The sequence below is a fragment of the Streptomyces sp. NPDC056296 genome, assembly GCF_042268605.1.
GTDB lineage: Bacteria > Actinomycetota > Actinomycetes > Streptomycetales > Streptomycetaceae > Streptomyces.
Genome location: NZ_JBHJRX010000044.1, coordinates 45,366 through 64,169 on the forward strand (window position 1 = coordinate 45,366; position 18,804 = coordinate 64,169).

An 18,804-nucleotide genomic window follows, 5' to 3' on the forward strand; every position below is an offset into this window, starting at 1 on the left:
GTCACCGGAAGGAGCTGAACACCGAGGCGCCCTTCGCCGCCCTGCGCGTCAGGCCACGGCGGCGATGGAGCGGCCCGCCCAGTCCGGAGCCGGTTCGGTCAGCTCCGTGAAGCGGTGCCGGACCGCGGCCGGGAACTCGGCGGCCCGGCCCGCCTGCTGGTCGACGTGGACCGCGAGCAGCTCGGTCGTCGCCACCGGGGCCGCGTCCGGCGCCGGCGCCGACTCCGGTTCGGACACCACGTACATCTCGTGCACGAAGCGCGCCTTGCGTGCCGCAGCTCCCAACACGCGTGTACAAATGGCCAGATGGGCGGCCTCGGGCACGTCCCGGAGGAAGCGGATGTGGGACTCGACCGTGTAGAGGGAGCAGCCCGTGGACTCGCGGTACCCGGAGTCCAGACCCGTCTCGATCATCAGCGCGTCCGTGGCATGACCGAAGACGAGGACGTAGAAGGCCTCGCTCATGTGGCCGTTGTAGTCGATCCACTCCTGGCGGACCGTGCTGTGGAACAGGGGGAGCCTCGTCACCGGGAGCCCTCCTCGCGGTCCAGGCGGCCGGTGGCGCGCAGCACTTCGATGACGCCCCGGTCGCGTTCGGCCACCAGGTCCGCGATGGAGCGGCCGTCCGCCGCCTCGTCACAGCCGCTCACCACGGCGTCGTACAACTCCTTGTCCAGCTCCGGCGCTTCGAGGCGCGTCCACGGCGACTTCAGGGACGGGCCGAAGTGGTCCAGCATGTGCGCCATGCCGCCCTCGCCGCCCGCCAGCGCGAAGGTCAGCATCGGCCCCATCACCGCCCAGCGCAGCCCGGGACCCTCGGTGATCGACAGGTCGATGTCCCGGACCGTCGCCTCGCCACTCGCGACCATGTGCAGCGCCTCGCGCCACAGGGCCTCCTGGAGGCGGTTCGCTATGAAGCCCGGTACCTCGTTGTCCATCGTGATGACGGACTTGCCCGCGACCTCGTAGAAGCGGGAGGCCCAGGCGACCGCCGTCGCGTCGGTGCGCTCGCCGCCGACTACCTCGACGAGCGGGATGAGATACGGCGGGTTGAACGGGTGGCCGACGACCAGGCGCGACGGGTCCGCGGCCGTCGTCTGCATGTCGGTCATCGGGTAGCCGGAGGTGGAGGAGGCGATGACGACGCCGGGCGGTGTCGCCGCGTCCAGGCGGGCCAGCAGATCACGCTTGAGGTCGAGCTTCTCGGGCGCGCTCTCCTGGACGAACTCGGCGTCGGCCACGGCCTGTTCGAGGGTGTCGGTCACGGTGAGCCGGTCGGTCGACGCACCCTCGGCCAGACCCAGCAAGGTGAGCGCCGGCCACGCCGCGTCGACCAGGCGGCGCAGCTTCCGCCCGGCGTCGGGCGCCGGGTCCCAGGCGGTCACGTCGTAGCCGCGCGCCAGGAAGTGGGCGACCCAGCCGCCGCCGATGACTCCGGCGCCGACACAGGCGACACGGCGGACGTTCTCGGGTGAGGTCGTCTCGGGTGAGTTCACGGAAAAGATCCTTCGTCGTCGCGGCGGACTACTGGCGCGGCTTGAGGCCGAGAGTGGCGCGAGCCTCGTCCGGAGTCGCGACGCGTGCGCCGATCGACTCGGTGAGGGTCACGGCCCGCTCGACGAGCTGGGCGTTGGTCGCCTTGTTGCCCTTGCCGAGGTACAGGTTGTCCTCCAGGCCCACGCGGACGTGCCCGCCGAGCAGGATCGACTGCGCGACCCACGGCATCTGCATCCGGCCGAGCGCGAAGCTCGCCCAACGCGCCCCTTCCGGCAGCATGTTGACCATCGACTGAAGCACTCCAGGATCCGCCGGCGCGCCCCACGGAATGCCCATGCACAGCTGGAACACGGTCGGGTCGTCGAGCAGGCCCTCCGCGAGCAACTGCTTGGCGAACCAGAGCTGACCCGTGTCGAAGATCTCCAGCTCGGGCCGCACGCCCAGCTCCTGGATGCGCCGCGCGCCCGCGCGCAGCATGTCGGGCGTCGAGACGTAGAGGTTCGAGCCGTCGCCGAAGTTGAGCGAGCCGCAGTCCAGCGTGCAGATGTCGGGAAGCAGGTCCTCGACGTGCGGAAGGCGCTCCAGACCGCTGACGAGATCGGTGCCGGGGAGGTGGGTGAGCGGGTCCTCCGGGTCGATGACCAGGTCGCCGCCCATGCCGGCGGTGAGGTTGATGACGACGTCGGTGCCGGTCTCCTTGATGCGCTCGACGACCTCCCGGTACAGCTTCGGGTCGCGGGACGGATCGCCGGTCTCCGGGTCGCGTACGTGGATGTGGACGACGGCCGCTCCGGCGGCGGCCGCCTCCACGGCGTTCCTGGCTATCTGCTCCGGGGTGACGGGGACGTGGGGACTCTTGCGGACGGTGTCGCCGGCGCCGGTGAGCGCACAGGTGATGATGACGTTCTCGGTCATGGGCATGGGCATGGGCATGGGGGAGCCTCCCGGAAGGGCAGGGGCGGGTACGGGACTTCGGTGGCCTCTGGCCTACCGAGCCAGGATCGTGTGGGTGACGTGGGTGGTCAGCGCCTCGTGCATCGCGTCCGCGGCACCGGCGGACGAGGGCCCGCTCACCGAGAGGACGTGTGTCGCCAGGCCGTCGATCAGCGCGGTCAGCGTCAGTGCCGCCGCCTGCGGATCCACCTCGGCGCGGAACACGCCCTGTCCGACACCTCGGCGTACGACGTCGGCGACGGTCTCCCGCCACTGCCGGTAGTACTCGGAATGCAGTCGGCCCACCGCCGTGGAGCGCGCGGCCTCGGCCCAGAGGTCGAGCCACACCGCCCACTGTCGGCGCTGCTGCGCGGTGCGCGGCGTCTGCAGCGCGATGAGTTGGCGCAGCTCCGCCGCCGCGTCGTCCGCCTCGGCGAGACGGGCGGCACGGCGCGAGGTGTCCTCGTCCATGCACCAGCGCACGGCCGCCTCCAGGAGTTCGGCGCGGCCCGGGAAGTGGTAATGGATCGCTGCGCTGCTGGTGGCGCAGGCGCGGGCGATGTCGGCGACCCGCACCGCGTGGAAGCCGTGCTCCGCGATCAGCCGGACCGTCTCGCGGACGATCTGCAGCGGTCGCCCGCCCTCGACGCCGGTGGCCGGCGCCGTGGCCTCCTCGCGGGGACGGGTGCCGAGCAGCCAGCCCGCGTCGACCCGGCCCTCGTCGGCGATCCGCGCCAGCTCCGCGGCCGTGAAGCGGCGGGTGCCGCTCAGCGAACGCGAGAGCTTGGACGGATCCATGACGACACGGCGCGCGAACTCGCGCTGGCTGACGCCGGCGGCCGCGATGACCTCGCGGACGCGGGCGGCGGCGTCGGCGGTCGGTGCGCCTTCGCGAACATCGTCGGTTTCCACAGGCACGACCTTAGAGGTGCGATGCGAAAAACTCAACAACCCGGGACGAGAAGCTGCTGCTGAAAGGCAGGATTGAGATCCTGACTGACATGCCAGTCAGAAGTGCGCCACGTCCTTCCACTCGCCGTGCGCTTGGGCCCTGCTGCCGTTGCCGGCCTGTCAGGTGTGTGGTCACATCGGCTACCCGTGGACCGCGGAAATGATCGCGGTGGCCGACAAGCACGCGCACGTCCACATCGACACCAGCGCCTACACCGCCCGCCGTTACCCGCGCGAGCTCGTCGACTACTTGCGTGACCGAGGCCGGAGGAGGGTGCTGTTCGGCACCAACTACCCCGTGATCACGCCCTCCCAGGCGCTGGAACACTGGCTCACGGGTCGCCCTGCGACTGATGCCGGGCCGTGAGTTCGGCAGTCGGGTTACCGGGTGGCCGCTGGGCTGTTCGGGCAGAGACCAACCGACACCTCGAGCCGTATGCCGTCCGAGAGGTCGTCAGCCTCGGTCAGTCGGCCTGTACTCGGGCGGTGGAGAGGTTGTCGAGAATCGACGAGACTGTCTGGACCGGGGTTTGCTCCGACGTGTCCAGCCAGAGCCCGATACGCGGCGTCTCCTCGCGTAGAGTCCGGTCGAGGGCGTCGACCGTCCAAGCGCCGCCATATCCGGTCTTCTGGCGTTGAGCTTCTCTACTCTGCACGGTTGCCGTGGAAGGTGTCAGCACGACGACGTACAGGGGTCGTGTACGCACCCTGGCGACATACCCGTCCAGGTCTTCCCCCAGGACGATGTCCTGCACGACCGCGGTCCAACCGTGGTCCGCGTACTCGTCGGCCACCAGCGCGGACAGCCGGTACCGTAGTTCCAGTTGGGCTCTGGCCTCGGCGGTCTCTTCCGGCAGCAGTTCCTCCCGGCCGGATACCACCATCCGCCGGAAGACGTCGCCGCGCACGTGGGCGGCACGAGGCAGCTGCCCGGCCAGCAATTCCGCCACGGTGGACTTCCCTGCCGCCATGACACCGGTGATCAGGACGACTGCGGAACCCAGTTCGATGCCCACCGGAACCTCTCGTGTACAGACGGCGATCCCTCTTCAGGAGAGGGCGTGAAGTCCCTGGTAGGACAGGTCTCACCACAAGATCACGTCCGAACCACCAGCAGCTTCTCGTTGGCCACCTATGCTGACACGCTCGACGTGCCCCGACGCATCGTCGTCTACCTCTCCCGACTGCTCGTCGCGCAGCGTCGCCGTCTCTACACTCCGCGCGGGTCGCGAGCCCTGGGCACATTCCGTCAGGCGGTCCTGGTCCTGCCCTGGTTCCGCGAGTATGGCTGCGTGCACTGCCTGGCCCGGCACGCCGGTGTCTCACGCTGCTACGGATTGTGGCGCCGGTAGTAGCGGGCGACGCGGGTCCGGTTGCCGCAGCGGGTGGGGGAGCACCAGCGACGGCGGGGGTGCGACGACAGGAACACCATGACGCAGTCGTCGGCCTCGCATTCCTTGAGCCTGCCGATCGCGGGGGCGCTGAGCAGCTCGGCAGCGGCCTCCGCCAGCAGTGCGGCGAGGCGGGTGCCGAGGGGGCCGGTGCGGCGGAGGACGGCCGTGACTGCGGTGCCGTCCCAGTCGAGTTCGCGTACGGGTGGTGCTGCGCGTTGGGCCTCGGTGAGTCCGAGCAGGGCGGACCCGGGGGGTTCCGTTCGGTCCAGCAAAGCCCGGACGGCGGCTTCGGTGTGTGCTCGGACGGCGTGGACGGGGGCGAGGTCGGCCCGGGTCGGTGCGGTGTCCCGGACCTCTCCCTGGAGGCGGCCCCGCTCCAGGATCAACCAGTCGGACAACTGCCGCGGGGTGGCGAGCAGATCCACCCGCCCGTAGGCGCCCACCGGGCGGGTGTTGACCAAGTCCAGGGCCAGGACCTCACCGGTCAGTGGTGCACTGTCAGCCATGCCCTAATGCTACATCGCGCACTTGACGCGTTAGCCGCGACAGGGCTAAGACTAATGCAACTACACGCTGAAGAGGCATGTGATTTGATGTCCGTGACACCACCCCGCATCGCTGTTCCGGCCCGGACCGTCCACCGGTTCGTCGAGATCGATCAGGTGAAGGTCTTCTACCGGGAGTCCCTGCCCGAGCGTCCCGACGCCCCGGTGGTGCTGCTCCTGCACGGCTTTCCCTCCGCCTCGCACCAGTTCCGCCGCCTCATCGACACCCTCGGCCGCCACTACCGGCTCATTGCTCCCGACTACCCGGGCTTCGGACACACCCGCGCCCCGGACGGGTTCACCTACTCCTTCGAGCGGCTCGCGGATATCGTCGAGCGCTTCACCGAACGTCTGGGCCTGACCCGTTTCGCGATGTACCTTTTCGACTTCGGCGCCCCCGTCGGCTTCCGTCTGGCGCTCCGACGCCCGGATCGTGTCGCGGGCCTCATCGTGCAGAACGGCAACGCGTACACCGAGGGGCTGTCGGAGGCGGCCCGCGAGTTCACCGCGCTCACCCCCGACACCCCCGGCGCCGAGCAGGCTGTCCTCGACCTGTTCACCCTGGACGCCACCCGAGCCCAGTACGAGGGAGGCACCGCCGACCCCGAACTGATCGCCCCCGAGGGCTGGCTGCTCGACCAGCACTTTCTTGATCTACCCGGTCGCAAGCAGGCGCAGCGCGCGCTTGCCTACGACTACAAGAGCAACATCGCCGCCTACCCCGACTGGCAGGCGTGGCTGCGCGAACACAAACCGCCGACTCTGATCACCTGGGGCAGCCGAGACCCGTTCTTCCCCGAACCCGGTGCCCTTGCCTACCTCTCCGACCTGCAGGACGCCGAACTTCACCTGTTCGACACCGGTCACTTCGCCCTGGAAGACCACTTGCCCGAAATCGCCGTACTGATTGCCGACTTCCTCACCCGCACCTGGGCCTGACTGCCGTTTGCACTCGTCGAACCGCGGCGGCCGAGGCATGTGCGGCCGGAGCTACGGGCCGATACCGATACTCAGCCGCTTCCGCTCCACCGTTGCAGTACGGCGTGATTGGTCGTGAGCGCCATCCTGGCGGCTAGCCGCGGGTATGGATCGGTATCGGGGTCCAGCTCCAGGCGCTGCGCCAACTCTGCTGCCAGGTCGTTACGCCAGACGAGCCGGATGTCGTAGGCGTTGACCGCCTGGGTCGGATGCCACCTCCGCGCGGTGGATGGCATCCGACTGGCCGGGCGCCGGAACCAGCTACGCGCTCCGGGTCAGCAGACCGGCGTCGATGACCTCAGCGACAAGGGTGGCGCCGCGGCTGTTCTGGTGGATGTGGTCGGTCGTGAGCACTAGACCTCGCCGCCGCGAGATCGTGTCGAGGCTGCGGCGCAGCACTGCGTGCTGTACGAGGACGCCGAGGACCGCTGCGGGTGTCGCCTCGCGGTAGGAAATCGGCGGCGGGTCCGCTTGGCGCAGTTCCTCGAGCTGGCGTTCGTGGAGCGGAAGGTAGGCCACCTCGTTGGTGACGGCGACCTCGGCGATCATCCGGCTGTACGCCTGCGATGCCTGTGCCGCTGCTCCGTCGAGTTGTTGGCCGAGTACCGGTAGCGACAGCAGACCGATCGTCGCGTCGGTCTCCGCTCGCAGCCGTACGACGACGGCTCCCAGGCACTGTTGGAACCAGCCGGCCGACGGGCGATCGGGGAGCTGTTTGCGCTTCATGGCCTGCTCGACGGGGTAGCCGGCAAGGCTCGCTCGGGCGTCGTTGGTCCCGATCAACACGGTGATCACATCGGGTGGGTCCGTGACGACGGCATCGAGGCGCTGCAAGAGGTTGTAGGCGAAGTCGCCGTTGGCGCCGAAACGGGCAAGCCGCACGTCACCGGGCGGGTGGCGTCGTCCGAGAAGATCCAGGTAGTCGACGCTGAACTGCGCGCGGGTGAGGCTGTCGCCGAGGCACGCGATGCGTGTCGTCACGGCGCTTCCTCCGGGCTGGGCGTGCCGACGCGTTCGGTCGGGCGGGTGTCGGTCCGCGGACGGTGGTCGGTGCCGAGGGTCGCGGTGATGGCCAGGATGGACGTCGGCCCCTCCATGTCGACCACGTGCCATACCCCGGCCGGGTTGATGGTGGCCTCGCCCGGCCCGAGCAGAACGTGGTCGGGCACCCCGTCCACGTCGCGGGTGACCGTCACGGACCCGCTGAGGCAAACGACCAGTTCGTCGCCTGCAGGGTGGCTCTCCCAATGGTCGCCGAGCCCGTCGCCGTCGAAGATCGTCACCATCCGGCCCTCGGCGCCGTCTGCCGCGACCGCGGCGCTGTAGGCCTGGAGCACCTCCGGGTCCCAGGAGAAACCCTCGACGGGTTTCGCACTCGATCCCAGTCCGAGGTGCACGGGGGTGGACCGCAGGTCCATGGCATTGCGTTCGTGGCTGACGAGTCTCATGCCGACGATCGTCCACGACAGCGATCGGGCGGTCTTGAAGAAAAGGGAAGAGAAGCCGACGCGAAGGGCGGACGGTTGGCGGCTACCCGGCTCCGAGGAGGACCTCGCCGCGACGCCAGGCCGTCGGCGATCGGCCCGTGAACTCGCGCCAGTCCCGGACGAGATGGGCCTGGTCGGCGTAGCCGGAGACGGTTGCCACATCGCCCCACGGGAGCGGATCCTGCGTCGCTGCCAGTTCATGCGCGTGCTCGAAGCGCAGGACTCGGGCGAAGGTCTTCGGCGACAGGCCCACCTCATCGCGAAACCGCTCGGTGAGGTACCGACGGCTCCAGCCGAGTTCCGCGGCGACCGCACCAACCTGGACGCAACCCCGCGCGGCGACGAGGCGGCGCCATGCCTCGGCTACCTCGGGGCGCACCCAACGCACATGGTCGCCGCAGGCGCCACGGCCGACAGCTCGGAGGAGCAATTCGTCCAGCGCGGCGAACCGCACCGCCCATGTTTTCGCCGATCGGAGCCGGTCGACCAACTCGAAGGCAAGCGCTCCGAGAAGCTCGTCGAGTGGGACCAGCCGGTGGGCGAGCTCGGCGGACGGCATGCCGTAGATGGCCCGGGCCCCGAGCGGTGTCAGCGATACCTGAACACCTTGCTGGCGTCCGTCGTGGTGAATCGCAACGGACCGGCACATCAGACCGCCGGCCACGCTGCCGAATCGGGTGACCGGTGACCCGTCGTCAACACCCGCCGCCACCTCCAAAGGATCTGACAGGCTGATCACCGCGGTGAGCGCGCGGCCCGGCGGGCCGCAGTGCACCCCCGCCGGGAGTCCGCGGAGGTCGAAGCCGACATACGAGTCGACGTACTCCCGCAAGGCGCGCGCCGGACGTGCACCGATCCCGGTGGCCGTGTGGTCCTCCATTTTCGTCAGTGTACGAGCCGCCCAGCCCACGAAGATCACAGTCCAGGGAATGATCACCGCCGTCCGCGGCTGGTGACGCGGTTCATACCGGCCCGCCGTCACGCAGCGCTACTTGTCCGTTGGCCGTAGCTGTACGAGAACAGGGCCGAGTTATTGAGAATCGAGACAGGGGATGTGGCCTCTCGCCGGTTTTCAGCGGTGGCCGGATGAGTTCGGGAGGCACCGTGGTCTCTTGCCAGGGCAGCATCGGGATGCTCCTAGTGAAAGGCACTGGTCATGCCGGAAGCATGGAACGGGTCCGGAGCCAGTACGAGCGGGTAGCGACAATCAGCGCGACCCCGTAGACGGCGAACGCGGCCATGCCGATCCAGCCGACCAGCAGCGCATCGCTCGAGGAGTGGAAGTCGCCGCGCCGCATCGTGACCACGCCGGCCGTGGCCAGGGCTGCGTAGCCGACCCCGAAGACCCCGTACGGAGCCAGGGTGGCAGCGCCGATCAAGGCCGGGGCCAGGAGGAGCCAGCGGGGGACGCGCCGACCGCGCAGCCACAGCGTCCAGCGCGGGAAGGTCCGGCCCCACGGGCGGACCAGGCCCCACAGCAGGAAGACGCCGAGCGCGGCCAGCAGCACGGTGGCATCCAAGCCCCAGGACTCTAGGGTGAGCCAGATTCCCGACGCACCGTTGCGCTTGGAGATCGCGAGCATCTCCTCGCCGGTGATCCCGGCGAAGGTGCCGCCGGATGTCCAGATGAGCTTCATCGCCGCGTAGGGGAGGAAGGCCACCGTCCCGGCGCAGGCGGTGAGTAGCACCGGCCGGGACGCGGCGGACGAGGCTGCTACCAGGGTCGCGGCGGACGGGCGGCGGACGGATCGGGCGGTGGCAGCGAGCAGCAGGGCCCCGGCCGCCGCCAGTACGTGATGCGCGGCGGCCACCCCGCTGTCCACCCCCTGACCGAATGCCAGTGTGACGACGTCCATCAACAGGCCGAACGCGGCGATCCCGGCCAGCACACAGCCCACCCACAGCAGCACCCGCAGAGTTGGCCGCGGCCCCAGCCGCGCCACCGCACCGCATGCGACCGCCGCCAGCGACCCCACCGCCACGACCCCCCAGCCCAGCGCCGAGGGCCCCGGGTGGTCGCCGCCCAGGTAGAACAGCGGCGTCCCACTGAGTGCGCATGCCAGGCCGAAGCCGGCGTACACCACCGCCCACGCCAGCGTGGCCCGGCCCACCCAGCATGGCCACTGCTGCCCCCACGTGCGCCAACGCGCTCTCGTCGTCTCTGTCGCACCGTCCATGCACCGAACGTCGCACCGACCGCAGCGGCGCGACATCAACTGCCAGAACGATCCGCGTCCCTCTATCGGTTGAGCACCTTCTACGACCCAGGAATGCCTCACACAGCGTCACGTCACAGCTGACTGCACCTGGGCAACTCGGACTGGCAGCTGGCTCGACGCGTTCGCAGCCACGCGGCCGGCCGGCGATCCCGCGCCACCCGGCGCCGCGCAGTGATGCGCCGCTCTCGCCGTCCCGCGTGTAGGTGACCAGCCGTCGGTACCCGAGGGCCTTCGCCACCCGCCACGCGGTGCCATAGAGCGCCGAGTTGGCGTTGCGGGCGCCGTCGCCGGCGGTCCGGGTGACTTCGAGGGTGGCGCCGTCGTCCAAGGTGACGGGCCACAGGTCGGCCGACGATGGCCACCGCGCGCAGCGTGCCGGTCTCGTCGGCGGCGCCGACCGCGGAGATCTGTCCCGCAGGCGGCGAGTGGTGACGGTGCCAGGCGCGCACGAAGTCCTTCGCCTCACGGGAGCGGACCGGCATGCGGGCCTCGCTGCTCGACCTGCGGCCGTGGTACCGGGAGCCAGGAGCGGAGGAGCTGTCCGCGGCGTCTGCCCGCGCCTCGAAGGCGATCACCGGGCGAAGCACAGTGCGGTGCCCTTGGGCAGGGCGCGGATCGCGTCGGCGGGCAGGATCCGTTCCTGCCGCATGTCGACCGAGGTCGAATTCCCGGACTCCGAGTGAGAGGTGGACGTGGTCTGCACATCGTGGTCACCGATCAAGCGGCTGAGCTTGTCCGCGAAGTCGGGGTCGTCGATGCCGGAGCCGATGACCTTGACGGTCGAAGCGGACCACATGGCGTCCATGCCCGCGTCTCCCCAGACCTTCTGGCCCTGGCGGTAGAACTGAAGATGAGACGTGAGAGGCTCTGGGGCGTGAGTGAGACACCGCCGAACACCCTGCAATACCGCTTTGACGGGCCGGAGGACGCTCCGGTTCTGATCCTGGGGCCGTCCCTCGGTATCACATGGCACAGGTTGTAGATGCCGTCTTCGGGCGTCTAGGTCAGTCCAAGGTGACCGTATAGACCCAGGTCAGAGCGATTAAGTCCAGCGGAGTCGACGTAGTTGGTGATCGGTGTGTGAGAGAGACGTTCGACGAGAAGCCGCGCAGGTGTGGCCCGGCAACTCCACGCTGATCGACTGACACACGCCCTTCGCTCCTGCAACTCCAATGCACTGTCTATGCTCGTGGATGGCTGACCGTACACGCGGCCCTCCAGCCACCGTCGTGCCCGGCGGGGCGGTCGGAGTTGCCGGTGGTTTGCGGAGCAGCCTGGTCCGGGGCTGGTTCGGTCTACGGGGGGCGGAGGGGTGCGGGGAATTCCGTGCGTGGCCTGTAGCCGTGCGCTCGACACCGAAATCGCCAACGACGTCGCGCTGGCAGTCGAGTACCGCGAGACGCAGCGTTGCGACCGTGCAGAGGGGCCTTAGTGATCGGCATGGAACGGTTTCTCTCGGCGAGTCCGCCTGACCGCCCCCCGCTGGAGGCGGACCGGGCCTTCGGCACGGGGACCGACGCTCGGCCGGGTGCCTCGACCCGGCTGCGCCGCGTGTCCTCCGTCGGTGGCAAAGGGCTGCCGGGCGCCTGTCGCTAGCCGGCCGCCGGACGGGATTCGTGAGCTGGGGCAGGGCTGGCGGATTCGGTGTGGGTGAGGCGCACCAGGTCGGTCCGGGAGCGGATCGACAGGGCCTGGAAGATCTTGCGTAGGTGGTAATTGACCGTGTGAGGGGACAGGTAGAGGCGCTCGGCGATCTCCTTGTTCGTCAGCCCCTGCACCGTGAGGTCGGCGATGACGACCTGCTTCTCCGTCAGCAGGTCCCAGCCCGGTATGCCGGTCGGGGTCGGTACCGCGTAGCCCTCCGCGGAGGCGTTCCCGGCCGTGGCTGCGAAGTGCTCGTTCAGGACGGTCACGACCTTGGGGACGGGCCGCATGGCGGGTGCGGCGATGTCCCCGTTGAGCGGAGGCAGCGCCGTCAGGGCTCTCGCAGGGCGGGCCGAGAAGTCCCATGCCCTATGTCGTGTGTGCCTGCCTGAGTGCTCGGTCGTCTCGTCTCTGTGAGTCGCACGGTGGTGGTGTGCCTGCTCGCGCACGGCAGCTTGCGCTGTGGCGGGGACGCCGCTCAGGATCACGTTGCGGAACAGCCCGTTCGCGAACCGCACGTCGTCGCCGTCCTGGACCAACAGGCCGGAGACGACGGCCTCTTGGAGATCGGGCAGCAGACGCGACGGCTTCGCCCCGAGCGCCTCTGCGAGTTCTCCGAAGGCCAAGTGGGTGCCCAGAACGGAGGCGACAAGGAGCATATGACTGCAGGACGGCGAGCAGTCCTGCAGATACCGTCGTACCAGTCCACGGAACTGCTCGGGGAGCCCGGTGCTCGTCAGGCGCGCGAACGAGCCGACCTCCACCCGGCCCTCCTCCAGGAACCCTTCGAGGAGGACCCGCAGGGCCTGGGGGTGGCCGGACACGCACGACACCATACGGGCGATTGCCGCCTCCGGCTCTGCGCCGAGTAGGTCGTGGGCCATCTCCCGGGCCGCCCGGTCGTCCAGTGGGCCTAGCCGGAACAGCCGGTGGGGTTCCGGCAGAGAGCTCAGAGCAACGTCCAACGGGCTGTTGGGCCTGCCCCAACGCCGGGCGGTGCACCACACGACGGGTACTCCCGTAGCCTTTAGCTGCATCTGGGCCAGCGCTCGCACATCAGCCGTGTCCGAGCAATGGATGTCGTCCAGCAGCACGACGAGGGGGCTGTCGAAGACTTCCGGAGTTCGGTGCAGGCTGCGGATCACCGTCGCGTCGGCCGCCTCCGCTATGGCGCCCGCCTCTGCGAGTAGGCGGGACTTGCCCAGGCCCGGTGTCCCTTCGAAGGAGATCCGCAGGCCACCCGTCCGGTGCGCGGACCGGATCGCATGACGAAGCGCGGAGACCACCGGTACGCGACCGTGTAGAGGGCGTGGTCCGGCCTCCAGTACTGTGTTCACGTGTCAGCCACCTTCTGTCGACAAGGAATGGAAGAGGAGAACTGGGTCGTAGAGCCAGTGCTCTGGTCGGTCGAGGGTGCGCCAGGGCGGTCACCGCTAAGAGGTGATGGCGGTGCGAAAGGCCGTACGTCGGCGTCGTTGCCGAGTAAACGTTCACGCGGGGCAGGCTACGGCGCAAGCGCGGACGGTGAGCTCGCGTCTACTTGGTCAAGTTGACCGTTAACCGGCCCGGTTGGTACACGCGGCGCCGTACAGCAGCAGGTCCCATGCGCGTGCAGCGCGGCATACGGCCGTGCCGCCCCCCTTCGCGCCCGGAACGGCACACCGCGCGTATTCCTCGATGCCCGTGATGAGGAACTGAACGGATTCGACAAATGCCTCCGGCGTCACCTCGCCGCGCAGCCGCCCCTCCTCGTGTGCTCTGCTCAGCAGCTCGGTCATGCACATGAGCCATGCGCCCGTCCACGGGCGGTCGGCCGAGCGCTCCCGGGTCAGCCGTGCCGCCGCCCGGACCATGGTGGACTGCTCAAGGAGCCGGGCGATCGCCAGGGCGAGCGCACGCGCCTTGGCCAGAGGGGAGACCGGCAGATCGAGGGCGTGGGCCGTACCTTGTCGGGTCATCTCGATGCCCGCCGCCTGGACGGCGTCCGCGAGGTCCTGCTTGGCGGGGAAGTGGAAGGTCAGCGCGCCCATGGAGATGCCGGCGGCCTTTATCACGCAGGTCAGCGGTGTGCCGGCGTAACCCTGGCGGTCGAACTCGTCGGCAGCGGCCTGCAGGATCAGGCGACGCGTACGCAGGGCTCGTACCTGCTTCACTGCGACTTTCTCTCCCAACGGATGCCCTCGTGCGCTGCTCGGTGCGGGCCGGGCGTGTTGCGGTACGCGCGGGTGACGGGCCCATGACGGAAGTCCGAATGTTGAGACAAACATTCCACCTACTTGTCGCTCATGGCAAGTCCAGTAGGGCGGATCGGCGAGCAATCGGCTGAAACGGGACCTCAAAGAAAGAGAATGTTTGCTATGTTCTTGGCGGTCGAGGATCTCATAACCGCTTCGAGGGGGACGCGCACACCATGCTCACTCCCTGCATGGCAGGACCATTGCCGGAGCGCGGCGGGCGGCCGCTGGCCGAGTTCACACAGACCGTGTTCGGTAGTCTGCCTCGCGCCGACCAAAGGCGCTGGGCAGGCGTGTACCTGTGCGGGCTGCTGAACACACCGGGCCGCAAGACGATGAAGCGGATCGCGCTTCAGGCGTCCGGAAAGGCGGACATCGCGCAGGCACTGCAGCAGTTCATTACGTCCAGCCCGTGGGACTGGCGCGACCCCCGGGCCGCGTTGGCGCGGGCGGCGGCCCAGCGTCTCCCGGACCACGCCTGGGTCACGGGGACCTTCGTGTCCGTGAAACGAGGGGACCGGTCGGTCGGCGTACACCGCCGCTTCGTGCCCGAACTGGGAGCGACGGTCAACTGCCAGGTGGGCATCGGCCTGTTCCTGGCCTCCGAGGCGGAGGCGATTCCCGTGGACTGGAGCCTCGTACTGGACGGAGGGTGGTGCGACGACGAGGCGCTGCGGCGGCGGGCGCGGATCCCCGACACGGTCGGTGCCGCGTCGGCATGGGAGCGAGCCGTCGGTATGGCGCACGCCGCCGACGCGCTGTCGGGCGGGAGACGGGCGCCGCTCGTCGTCGACCTGACGGCCACCGGGGACTTCACCGGCTTCACTGCCGCCATGGCAGACCGCACTCGGGAGATCCTCGCGCGGGTCCACCCGGACCAGCCCGTGGAACTCGCCCGCAGGGTGGGCTCACCCGTCTTCGCCGCTGTGTCGACGGCCGAGCAGCTGATCGGCCGGGGCGGCGCCGAACGGCCCCAGGGCGTGCCGGCGCGATACGCCGCCGGAGCTGGGCCGTCACGGCTGCGCTCCGCGCCGGTGCGCCTGCCCGGGGCCCATCACGCCACCCCCGGCAATGTCGAGCCCGTCTACCGGCTGTTCGCCCTCGGTCTCCCGGGCGGACCGCACGAGCCTCAGTACTGGATCAGCTCGCTGCGTCGGCGGGACTCGGGGTACGTGCTGTCACTGATGCGTCGGCTGCGGGCGGTGCGGTCCACCGTCCGCGTCCTCGGTGAAGGCTTCGGGCTGACGGACTTCGAGGGGCGGTCCTTCCCGGGCTGGCACCATCACATGACGATGGTGTCCGCCGCGTACGCCTACAGCAGGCTGCCCCGTCCCGTGATGGATCGCCTGAGCGCGTGACGGGGCGGGGATCACGCTGCGGTCCAGCCCCCGTCGACCGCCATGGCGGCCCCGGTGACGAATGACGCCCGGTCGCTGCACAGCCAGGCGGCTGCCTCGGCGGCCTCGCGCGGCGCCGCCATGCGCTTCTGGACGGAACGGTGCACAAACGCGTGTTCCAGCTCGGGGGCCTTGTCGAGGACTTGGTCCATCAGCTCGGTCCGGACGCTGCCCATCACAAGCGCGTTGACCCTGACGCCCCGCTCGCCGTACTCGGCCGCCGCCGCGCGCGTCAGCCCCAGGACCGCGTGCTTCGCGGCAACGTAGGGCGCGCCCGAACCGGGTGCCTGGACCCCCGCCACGCTGGAAACGTTCACGATCGACCCGCCCCGCCCGTCGGCGAGCATCGCGGGTATCTGCCGGCGCAGGCAGTTCCACACCCCCCGGACGTTCACGTCCATGACACGGTCGAAGTCCGCATCGTCGGTCTCGTGCAGCAGACGGCCGACCGATGCCCACCCGGCGTTGTTGAACGCCGCGTCGAGCCGACCGAACCGTTCCACCGCGGCCGTCACCGCGCGGTCGACGTCGTCCGTGCGCGACACGTCACCCGCCGCCACCAGTGCCTCGCTGCCCTCATCCGCGATCTCCTGCGCCAGGGCGCGCAGTCGCTCCTCGCGCCGGGCCATCAGCACCACGTTGGCACCCTCGGCCGCGAAGAGCCGGGCCGCGGCCGCTCCGATACCACTGGAGCACCCGGTGATCATGATGGTCTTGCCGTCCAGCAACATGGGTGGGTCCCTCCACCCGCCGGGGCCTCACCCCGGCGGGGTCGTCGAATGTCCTGTGCTCGCCGCCGGTTCGTGCCGTGCGGCCGTCGTTCGCACTCGTGCCGCGTGCTCAGCGGAACGCGTCGAGGTGTCGGCGTGCCCAGGTGCCGAAGGTGGCCGGCGCGCGACCGGTGACTAGTCTCACGTCCGGCGCGACGGACGCCTTCGCGCCTGCGGCCTGGCGGCGGGCGCTCTCCAGCAGCGCGTGGGCGAGCGCCTGCGGATACCGGGCGTACCACCTGTCGAGGGCCTGTTGCTCGGACAGTTCCTGGTGGCGCAGCGGACGGTCGAGCAACTGCGCGAGGTGCGCCACCTGCTCGCGAGCCGAGACGGCCGCCGGCCCGGTCAAGGCGTACGCGCGGCCGGCGTGCCCGGGGCCGGTGAGCGCGCGGGCTGCGGTCTCGGCGAGGTCCGCCGGGTGGACACAGGCGTTGGGAGCGTCACCGTAGAGAGTCGCCACCGGCGCACCGGAGCGCACGGCGCCCGCCCAGGCCAGGCAGTTGGACATGAAGGCGCGGGCCCGCAGGAACGTCCATGTCAGCCCCGAAGCCTGCCAGAGCTGCTCGCAGTCCCGTTGCCAGCGGGTGACGAGGTCCTGTGCGGCCGGGTCGGTGACGGCGAGGGCGCTCAGCTTCACCACATGCGCCACCCCGGCAGCCCTGGCCGCGGACGCCAGATGCTCGTCGTGACGCGGGTCCATCGGATCGAAGGTCGCGACGAACAGCGCGTCCGCCCCGTCCAGGGCGCGGTCCAGGCCGGCGCGGACACCGAAGTCCGCGGGGACGAGGCGGCCCCTGACCCCGAGCCGCGCCGCCCGTACCGGGGATCTGGTCAAGGCCAGTACGTCGTGGTCGGCGGCCAGTATCGAGGTGAGGCGGCGCCCGACGGTGCCACCTGCCCCGGCGACGGCGATGCGCAGGCTCACCTCCCCTCACCTCGGTGGACGTCCAGGTCCATGCGGGCGATCGTTTCGGAGGAGGCGATCCCGGGCAGGAGCATCCGCCACATGCGCACGGTGCGCTCCGGCAGGTCCCGTCGGGCGCTTACCAGCTGGGAGTACAGCTGGATGCCCGTACACGCGCCGACCAGGAACTCCGCGATGTCCTCGGTACGCGCCCCGGGCAGCAACTCGCCCTCGTCTTCGGCCACCTGAAGGCATGCGGCCATTATTTCCCGCCAGCCCAGATACGAAGAGGTGTCGTGGACACCGAAGCTCCCCTGCTCCACCGAGAGGCGGACACCCGCGCGGAGAAGGGGGTTCACCTGCAGTTCGAGTGCCCACACGAAGGTGATGTCGACCAGCCGCTGCAGTCCGTGGGAGGTCAGCTTCGACTCTATCTGCTGGGGCTGTGCGCCCATGATGGCGATGGCCAGGCCCTCCTTGGACTTGAAGTGGAAGTACAGGGCCCCGGCTGTGACTCCCGCCCGCTCGAGAATGCGGTTGATGCCCGCTCCCGCGTAGCCGTACTCGTCGAACACCTCCGCCGCGGCGTGCATCAACGCCTCGCGGGTGCGCAGAGCTCTCTCTTGGGTCGGTCGCGTCATCGTTCCGCCTGGACCATCCTCGACAGCAAATAGAACGTCCTTTATGTTTACACCGACTGATCACGCAGTCCAGCGCAGTCACCGTTTATGCCGTGTTCCGCTCGGTTGGGAGTGACGTTGTCCAGGCCGTTGACCCTCGTTCCTGTCGTTCAGAGCCTGTCCAGGGTGTCGCAGCAGTCCGTGCACAAGAGGAACGCCGCGGAGGTATTGCTCACCGGATGGCGGTGTACCGGGGAAGACCGGTTCGTCGTCACCGCACGCTGGCCGGGGGACCACTCCTTCTACACGGTGCGCGACGGCCGTCGCGACCCCTTGCTGCTCAGTGAGACCATACGCCAGACGTTCCCGCTGCTCTGTCACGAGGCGTACGGAGTCCCTTTCGGTCACCACCTGGTCTGGGACACGTACTCCTGGTGCGCGAACCCCGAGGTGCTGCGCGCCGATGGCGCGTCAACCGAGTTCGAACTCCAGGTGGCGGCGAACGAGGTGGTGCGCCGCCGGGGGAGCGTCGTGGCGCTATCGCTCACCTATGACGTCGTGCGCGACGGGATGCCGCTGGCGGCAGCCACGAGCCGTTTCACGGTCCAGACTCCGCATGTCTACCTGCGGCTGCGGGGTGACCATGGCGACCCGGCCGCTGTGCGGCCCATACCGGTGCCGTCCGGCATCCCCGCCTACGTAACGGGCCGGACAGACCCCCGTCACGTCGTCCTGGCGCCCGGCGACGCCCCGCACCGCTGGCAGTTGAGGGTCGACACCGGGCATCCCGTGCTCTTCGATCATCCTGTCGATCATGCGCCGGGCATGCTCATGCTCGAAGCGGCGAGGCAGGCGGTCCATGCCCTGGCGGACCGGCAGGCCGCGTGCGTGACGGCGATGGACACGCGGTTCCAGCGGTACGCGGAACTGGACGCCCCCAGCTGGATCGAGGCTCGACGGTCCGGGCGGGACGCCATGGGGCGTTCGCGGTTCTCCGTAACCGGCAGCCAGGGCGGCCGCGGGCTGTTCTCTTGCACGGTCACACTCGCTGAGGGGCATACGGAGTAAGGGTGGTCCCGGGGCTGCAACAGCTACCAGAGGAGGCGTAGTCAGCGGCGCCTCATGCACGGCAGTGGGGGGGGGAGGCGGGGGGGGGGGCCCCATCCGTCGGTGTTTCGCTCTTGGTCGGGTCCTTTTCTTTTTTTCGTGCGGCACCCCGCCAGTTGGAGTT

At 69.5% G+C, this 18,804-nt stretch carries 19 protein-coding genes and 4 pseudogenes; 5 read left to right on the top strand and 18 right to left on the bottom strand.

Annotated features, from left to right (window positions below; translation table 11 throughout):
* Positions 1-48 precede the first annotated feature (48 nt).
* From ACFCZF_RS28665 to ACFCZF_RS28680, 4 genes are all read right to left on the bottom strand, one after another.
* The gene (locus ACFCZF_RS28665) at positions 49-528 is read right to left on the bottom strand and encodes a thioesterase family protein (RefSeq protein ID WP_376674087.1); all 480 of its coding nucleotides are present in this window, start codon (positions 526-528) and stop codon (positions 49-51) included.
* Positions 525-1,496: a 3-hydroxyacyl-CoA dehydrogenase NAD-binding domain-containing protein gene (locus tag ACFCZF_RS28670; protein WP_376674088.1), complete on the bottom strand. Its 972-nt coding sequence runs from the start codon at positions 1,494-1,496 to the stop codon at positions 525-527. Before ACFCZF_RS28670 ends, ACFCZF_RS28665 begins: the two co-directional genes overlap by 4 nt.
* Before the next feature lie 28 nt (positions 1,497-1,524).
* Positions 1,525-2,418 carry a 3-keto-5-aminohexanoate cleavage protein gene (locus ACFCZF_RS28675; protein ID WP_376674121.1) on the bottom strand — a complete coding sequence of 298 codons (894 nt, stop codon included), beginning with the start codon at positions 2,416-2,418 and terminating at the stop codon, positions 1,525-1,527.
* Positions 2,419-2,484: 66 nt separating this feature from the next.
* Positions 2,485-3,342 carry a TetR family transcriptional regulator C-terminal domain-containing protein gene (locus tag ACFCZF_RS28680; protein ID WP_376674089.1) on the bottom strand — a complete coding sequence of 286 codons (858 nt, stop codon included), beginning with the start codon at positions 3,340-3,342 and terminating at the stop codon, positions 2,485-2,487.
* 163 nt (positions 3,343-3,505) lie between these two features.
* On the opposite strand from ACFCZF_RS28680, the gene ACFCZF_RS28685 reads away from it, so the two are divergent.
* Positions 3,506-3,748, top strand: a complete 243-nt coding sequence (locus tag ACFCZF_RS28685) for an amidohydrolase family protein (protein ID WP_376674122.1) — start codon at positions 3,506-3,508, stop codon at positions 3,746-3,748.
* 97 nt (positions 3,749-3,845) lie between these two features.
* On the opposite strand, the gene ACFCZF_RS28690 is transcribed toward ACFCZF_RS28685, so the two are convergent.
* On the bottom strand, positions 3,846-4,397 hold the full coding sequence (locus tag ACFCZF_RS28690) for an AAA family ATPase (protein ID WP_376674090.1): 552 nt from the start codon (positions 4,395-4,397) through the stop codon (positions 3,846-3,848).
* Between the two features lie 135 nt (positions 4,398-4,532).
* Here ACFCZF_RS28690 and ACFCZF_RS28695 point away from each other — a divergent pair.
* Positions 4,533-4,658: pseudogene (locus ACFCZF_RS28695) on the top strand (IS5/IS1182 family transposase); the annotation flags it as partial.
* A 53-nt stretch (positions 4,659-4,711) separates the two neighbouring features.
* On the opposite strand, the gene ACFCZF_RS28700 reads toward ACFCZF_RS28695, so the two are convergent.
* Complete coding sequence (locus ACFCZF_RS28700) at positions 4,712-5,281, bottom strand: CGNR zinc finger domain-containing protein (protein ID WP_376674091.1); 570 nt, start codon at positions 5,279-5,281, stop codon at positions 4,712-4,714.
* A gap of 87 nt (positions 5,282-5,368) precedes the next feature.
* On the opposite strand from ACFCZF_RS28700, the gene ACFCZF_RS28705 reads away from it, so the two are divergent.
* The gene (locus ACFCZF_RS28705; protein WP_376674092.1) at positions 5,369-6,259 is read left to right on the top strand and encodes an alpha/beta fold hydrolase; all 891 of its coding nucleotides are present in this window, start codon (positions 5,369-5,371) and stop codon (positions 6,257-6,259) included.
* 300 nt (positions 6,260-6,559) lie between these two features.
* Here ACFCZF_RS28705 and ACFCZF_RS28710 read toward each other — a convergent pair whose 3' ends face one another.
* The 9 genes and pseudogenes from ACFCZF_RS28710 to ACFCZF_RS28750 all read right to left on the bottom strand — a co-directional run bounded on the left by ACFCZF_RS28710 (position 6,560) and on the right by ACFCZF_RS28750 (position 13,801).
* Complete coding sequence (locus ACFCZF_RS28710) at positions 6,560-7,279, bottom strand: SGNH/GDSL hydrolase family protein (RefSeq protein ID WP_376674093.1); 720 nt, start codon at positions 7,277-7,279, stop codon at positions 6,560-6,562.
* Complete coding sequence (locus tag ACFCZF_RS28715; RefSeq protein ID WP_376674094.1) at positions 7,276-7,746, bottom strand: cupin domain-containing protein; 471 nt, start codon at positions 7,744-7,746, stop codon at positions 7,276-7,278. The genes ACFCZF_RS28710 and ACFCZF_RS28715 overlap by 4 nt, the downstream gene beginning before the upstream one ends.
* An 82-nt stretch (positions 7,747-7,828) precedes the next feature.
* Positions 7,829-8,665, bottom strand: coding sequence for a helix-turn-helix domain-containing protein (locus ACFCZF_RS28720; RefSeq protein ID WP_376674095.1), 837 nt, complete (start codon positions 8,663-8,665; stop codon positions 7,829-7,831).
* A 274-nt stretch (positions 8,666-8,939) separates the two neighbouring features.
* Entirely contained in the window at positions 8,940-9,962 is a 1,023-nt protein-coding gene (locus ACFCZF_RS28725) for a hypothetical protein (RefSeq protein ID WP_376674096.1), read from the bottom strand.
* 238 nt (positions 9,963-10,200) lie between these two features.
* Positions 10,201-10,332 (bottom strand): annotated as a pseudogene (locus ACFCZF_RS28730) (XF1762 family protein); the annotation flags it as partial.
* A 58-nt stretch (positions 10,333-10,390) separates the two neighbouring features.
* Positions 10,391-10,486: pseudogene (locus ACFCZF_RS28735) on the bottom strand (hypothetical protein); the annotation flags it as partial.
* A gap of 95 nt (positions 10,487-10,581) precedes the next feature.
* Positions 10,582-10,854 (bottom strand): annotated as a pseudogene (locus ACFCZF_RS28740) (TraM recognition domain-containing protein); the annotation flags it as partial.
* A gap of 742 nt (positions 10,855-11,596) precedes the next feature.
* The gene (locus tag ACFCZF_RS28745) at positions 11,597-12,985 is read right to left on the bottom strand and encodes a LuxR C-terminal-related transcriptional regulator (protein WP_376674097.1); all 1,389 of its coding nucleotides are present in this window, start codon (positions 12,983-12,985) and stop codon (positions 11,597-11,599) included.
* Between the two features lie 219 nt (positions 12,986-13,204).
* Complete coding sequence (locus tag ACFCZF_RS28750) at positions 13,205-13,801, bottom strand: TetR family transcriptional regulator (protein ID WP_376674098.1); 597 nt, start codon at positions 13,799-13,801, stop codon at positions 13,205-13,207.
* 272 nt (positions 13,802-14,073) lie between these two features.
* On the opposite strand from ACFCZF_RS28750, the gene ACFCZF_RS28755 reads away from it, so the two are divergent.
* Complete coding sequence (locus ACFCZF_RS28755; RefSeq protein ID WP_376674099.1) at positions 14,074-15,240, top strand: IS701 family transposase; 1,167 nt, start codon at positions 14,074-14,076, stop codon at positions 15,238-15,240.
* An 11-nt stretch (positions 15,241-15,251) separates the two neighbouring features.
* Here ACFCZF_RS28755 and ACFCZF_RS28760 read toward each other — a convergent pair whose 3' ends face one another.
* From ACFCZF_RS28760 to ACFCZF_RS28770, 3 genes are all read right to left on the bottom strand, one after another.
* The gene (locus tag ACFCZF_RS28760; protein ID WP_376674100.1) at positions 15,252-16,010 is read right to left on the bottom strand and encodes an SDR family NAD(P)-dependent oxidoreductase; all 759 of its coding nucleotides are present in this window, start codon (positions 16,008-16,010) and stop codon (positions 15,252-15,254) included.
* Between the two features lie 109 nt (positions 16,011-16,119).
* Positions 16,120-16,974, bottom strand: a complete 855-nt coding sequence (locus ACFCZF_RS28765; RefSeq protein WP_376674101.1) for an NAD(P)H-binding protein — start codon at positions 16,972-16,974, stop codon at positions 16,120-16,122.
* On the bottom strand, positions 16,971-17,594 hold the full coding sequence (locus tag ACFCZF_RS28770; RefSeq protein WP_376674102.1) for a ScbR family autoregulator-binding transcription factor: 624 nt from the start codon (positions 17,592-17,594) through the stop codon (positions 16,971-16,973). The genes ACFCZF_RS28765 and ACFCZF_RS28770 overlap by 4 nt, the downstream gene beginning before the upstream one ends.
* A gap of 165 nt (positions 17,595-17,759) precedes the next feature.
* On the opposite strand from ACFCZF_RS28770, the gene ACFCZF_RS28775 reads away from it, so the two are divergent.
* Positions 17,760-18,641 carry a ScbA/BarX family gamma-butyrolactone biosynthesis protein gene (locus ACFCZF_RS28775; RefSeq protein WP_376674103.1) on the top strand — a complete coding sequence of 294 codons (882 nt, stop codon included), beginning with the start codon at positions 17,760-17,762 and terminating at the stop codon, positions 18,639-18,641.
* The last annotated feature ends 163 nt before the right edge of the window (positions 18,642-18,804 follow it).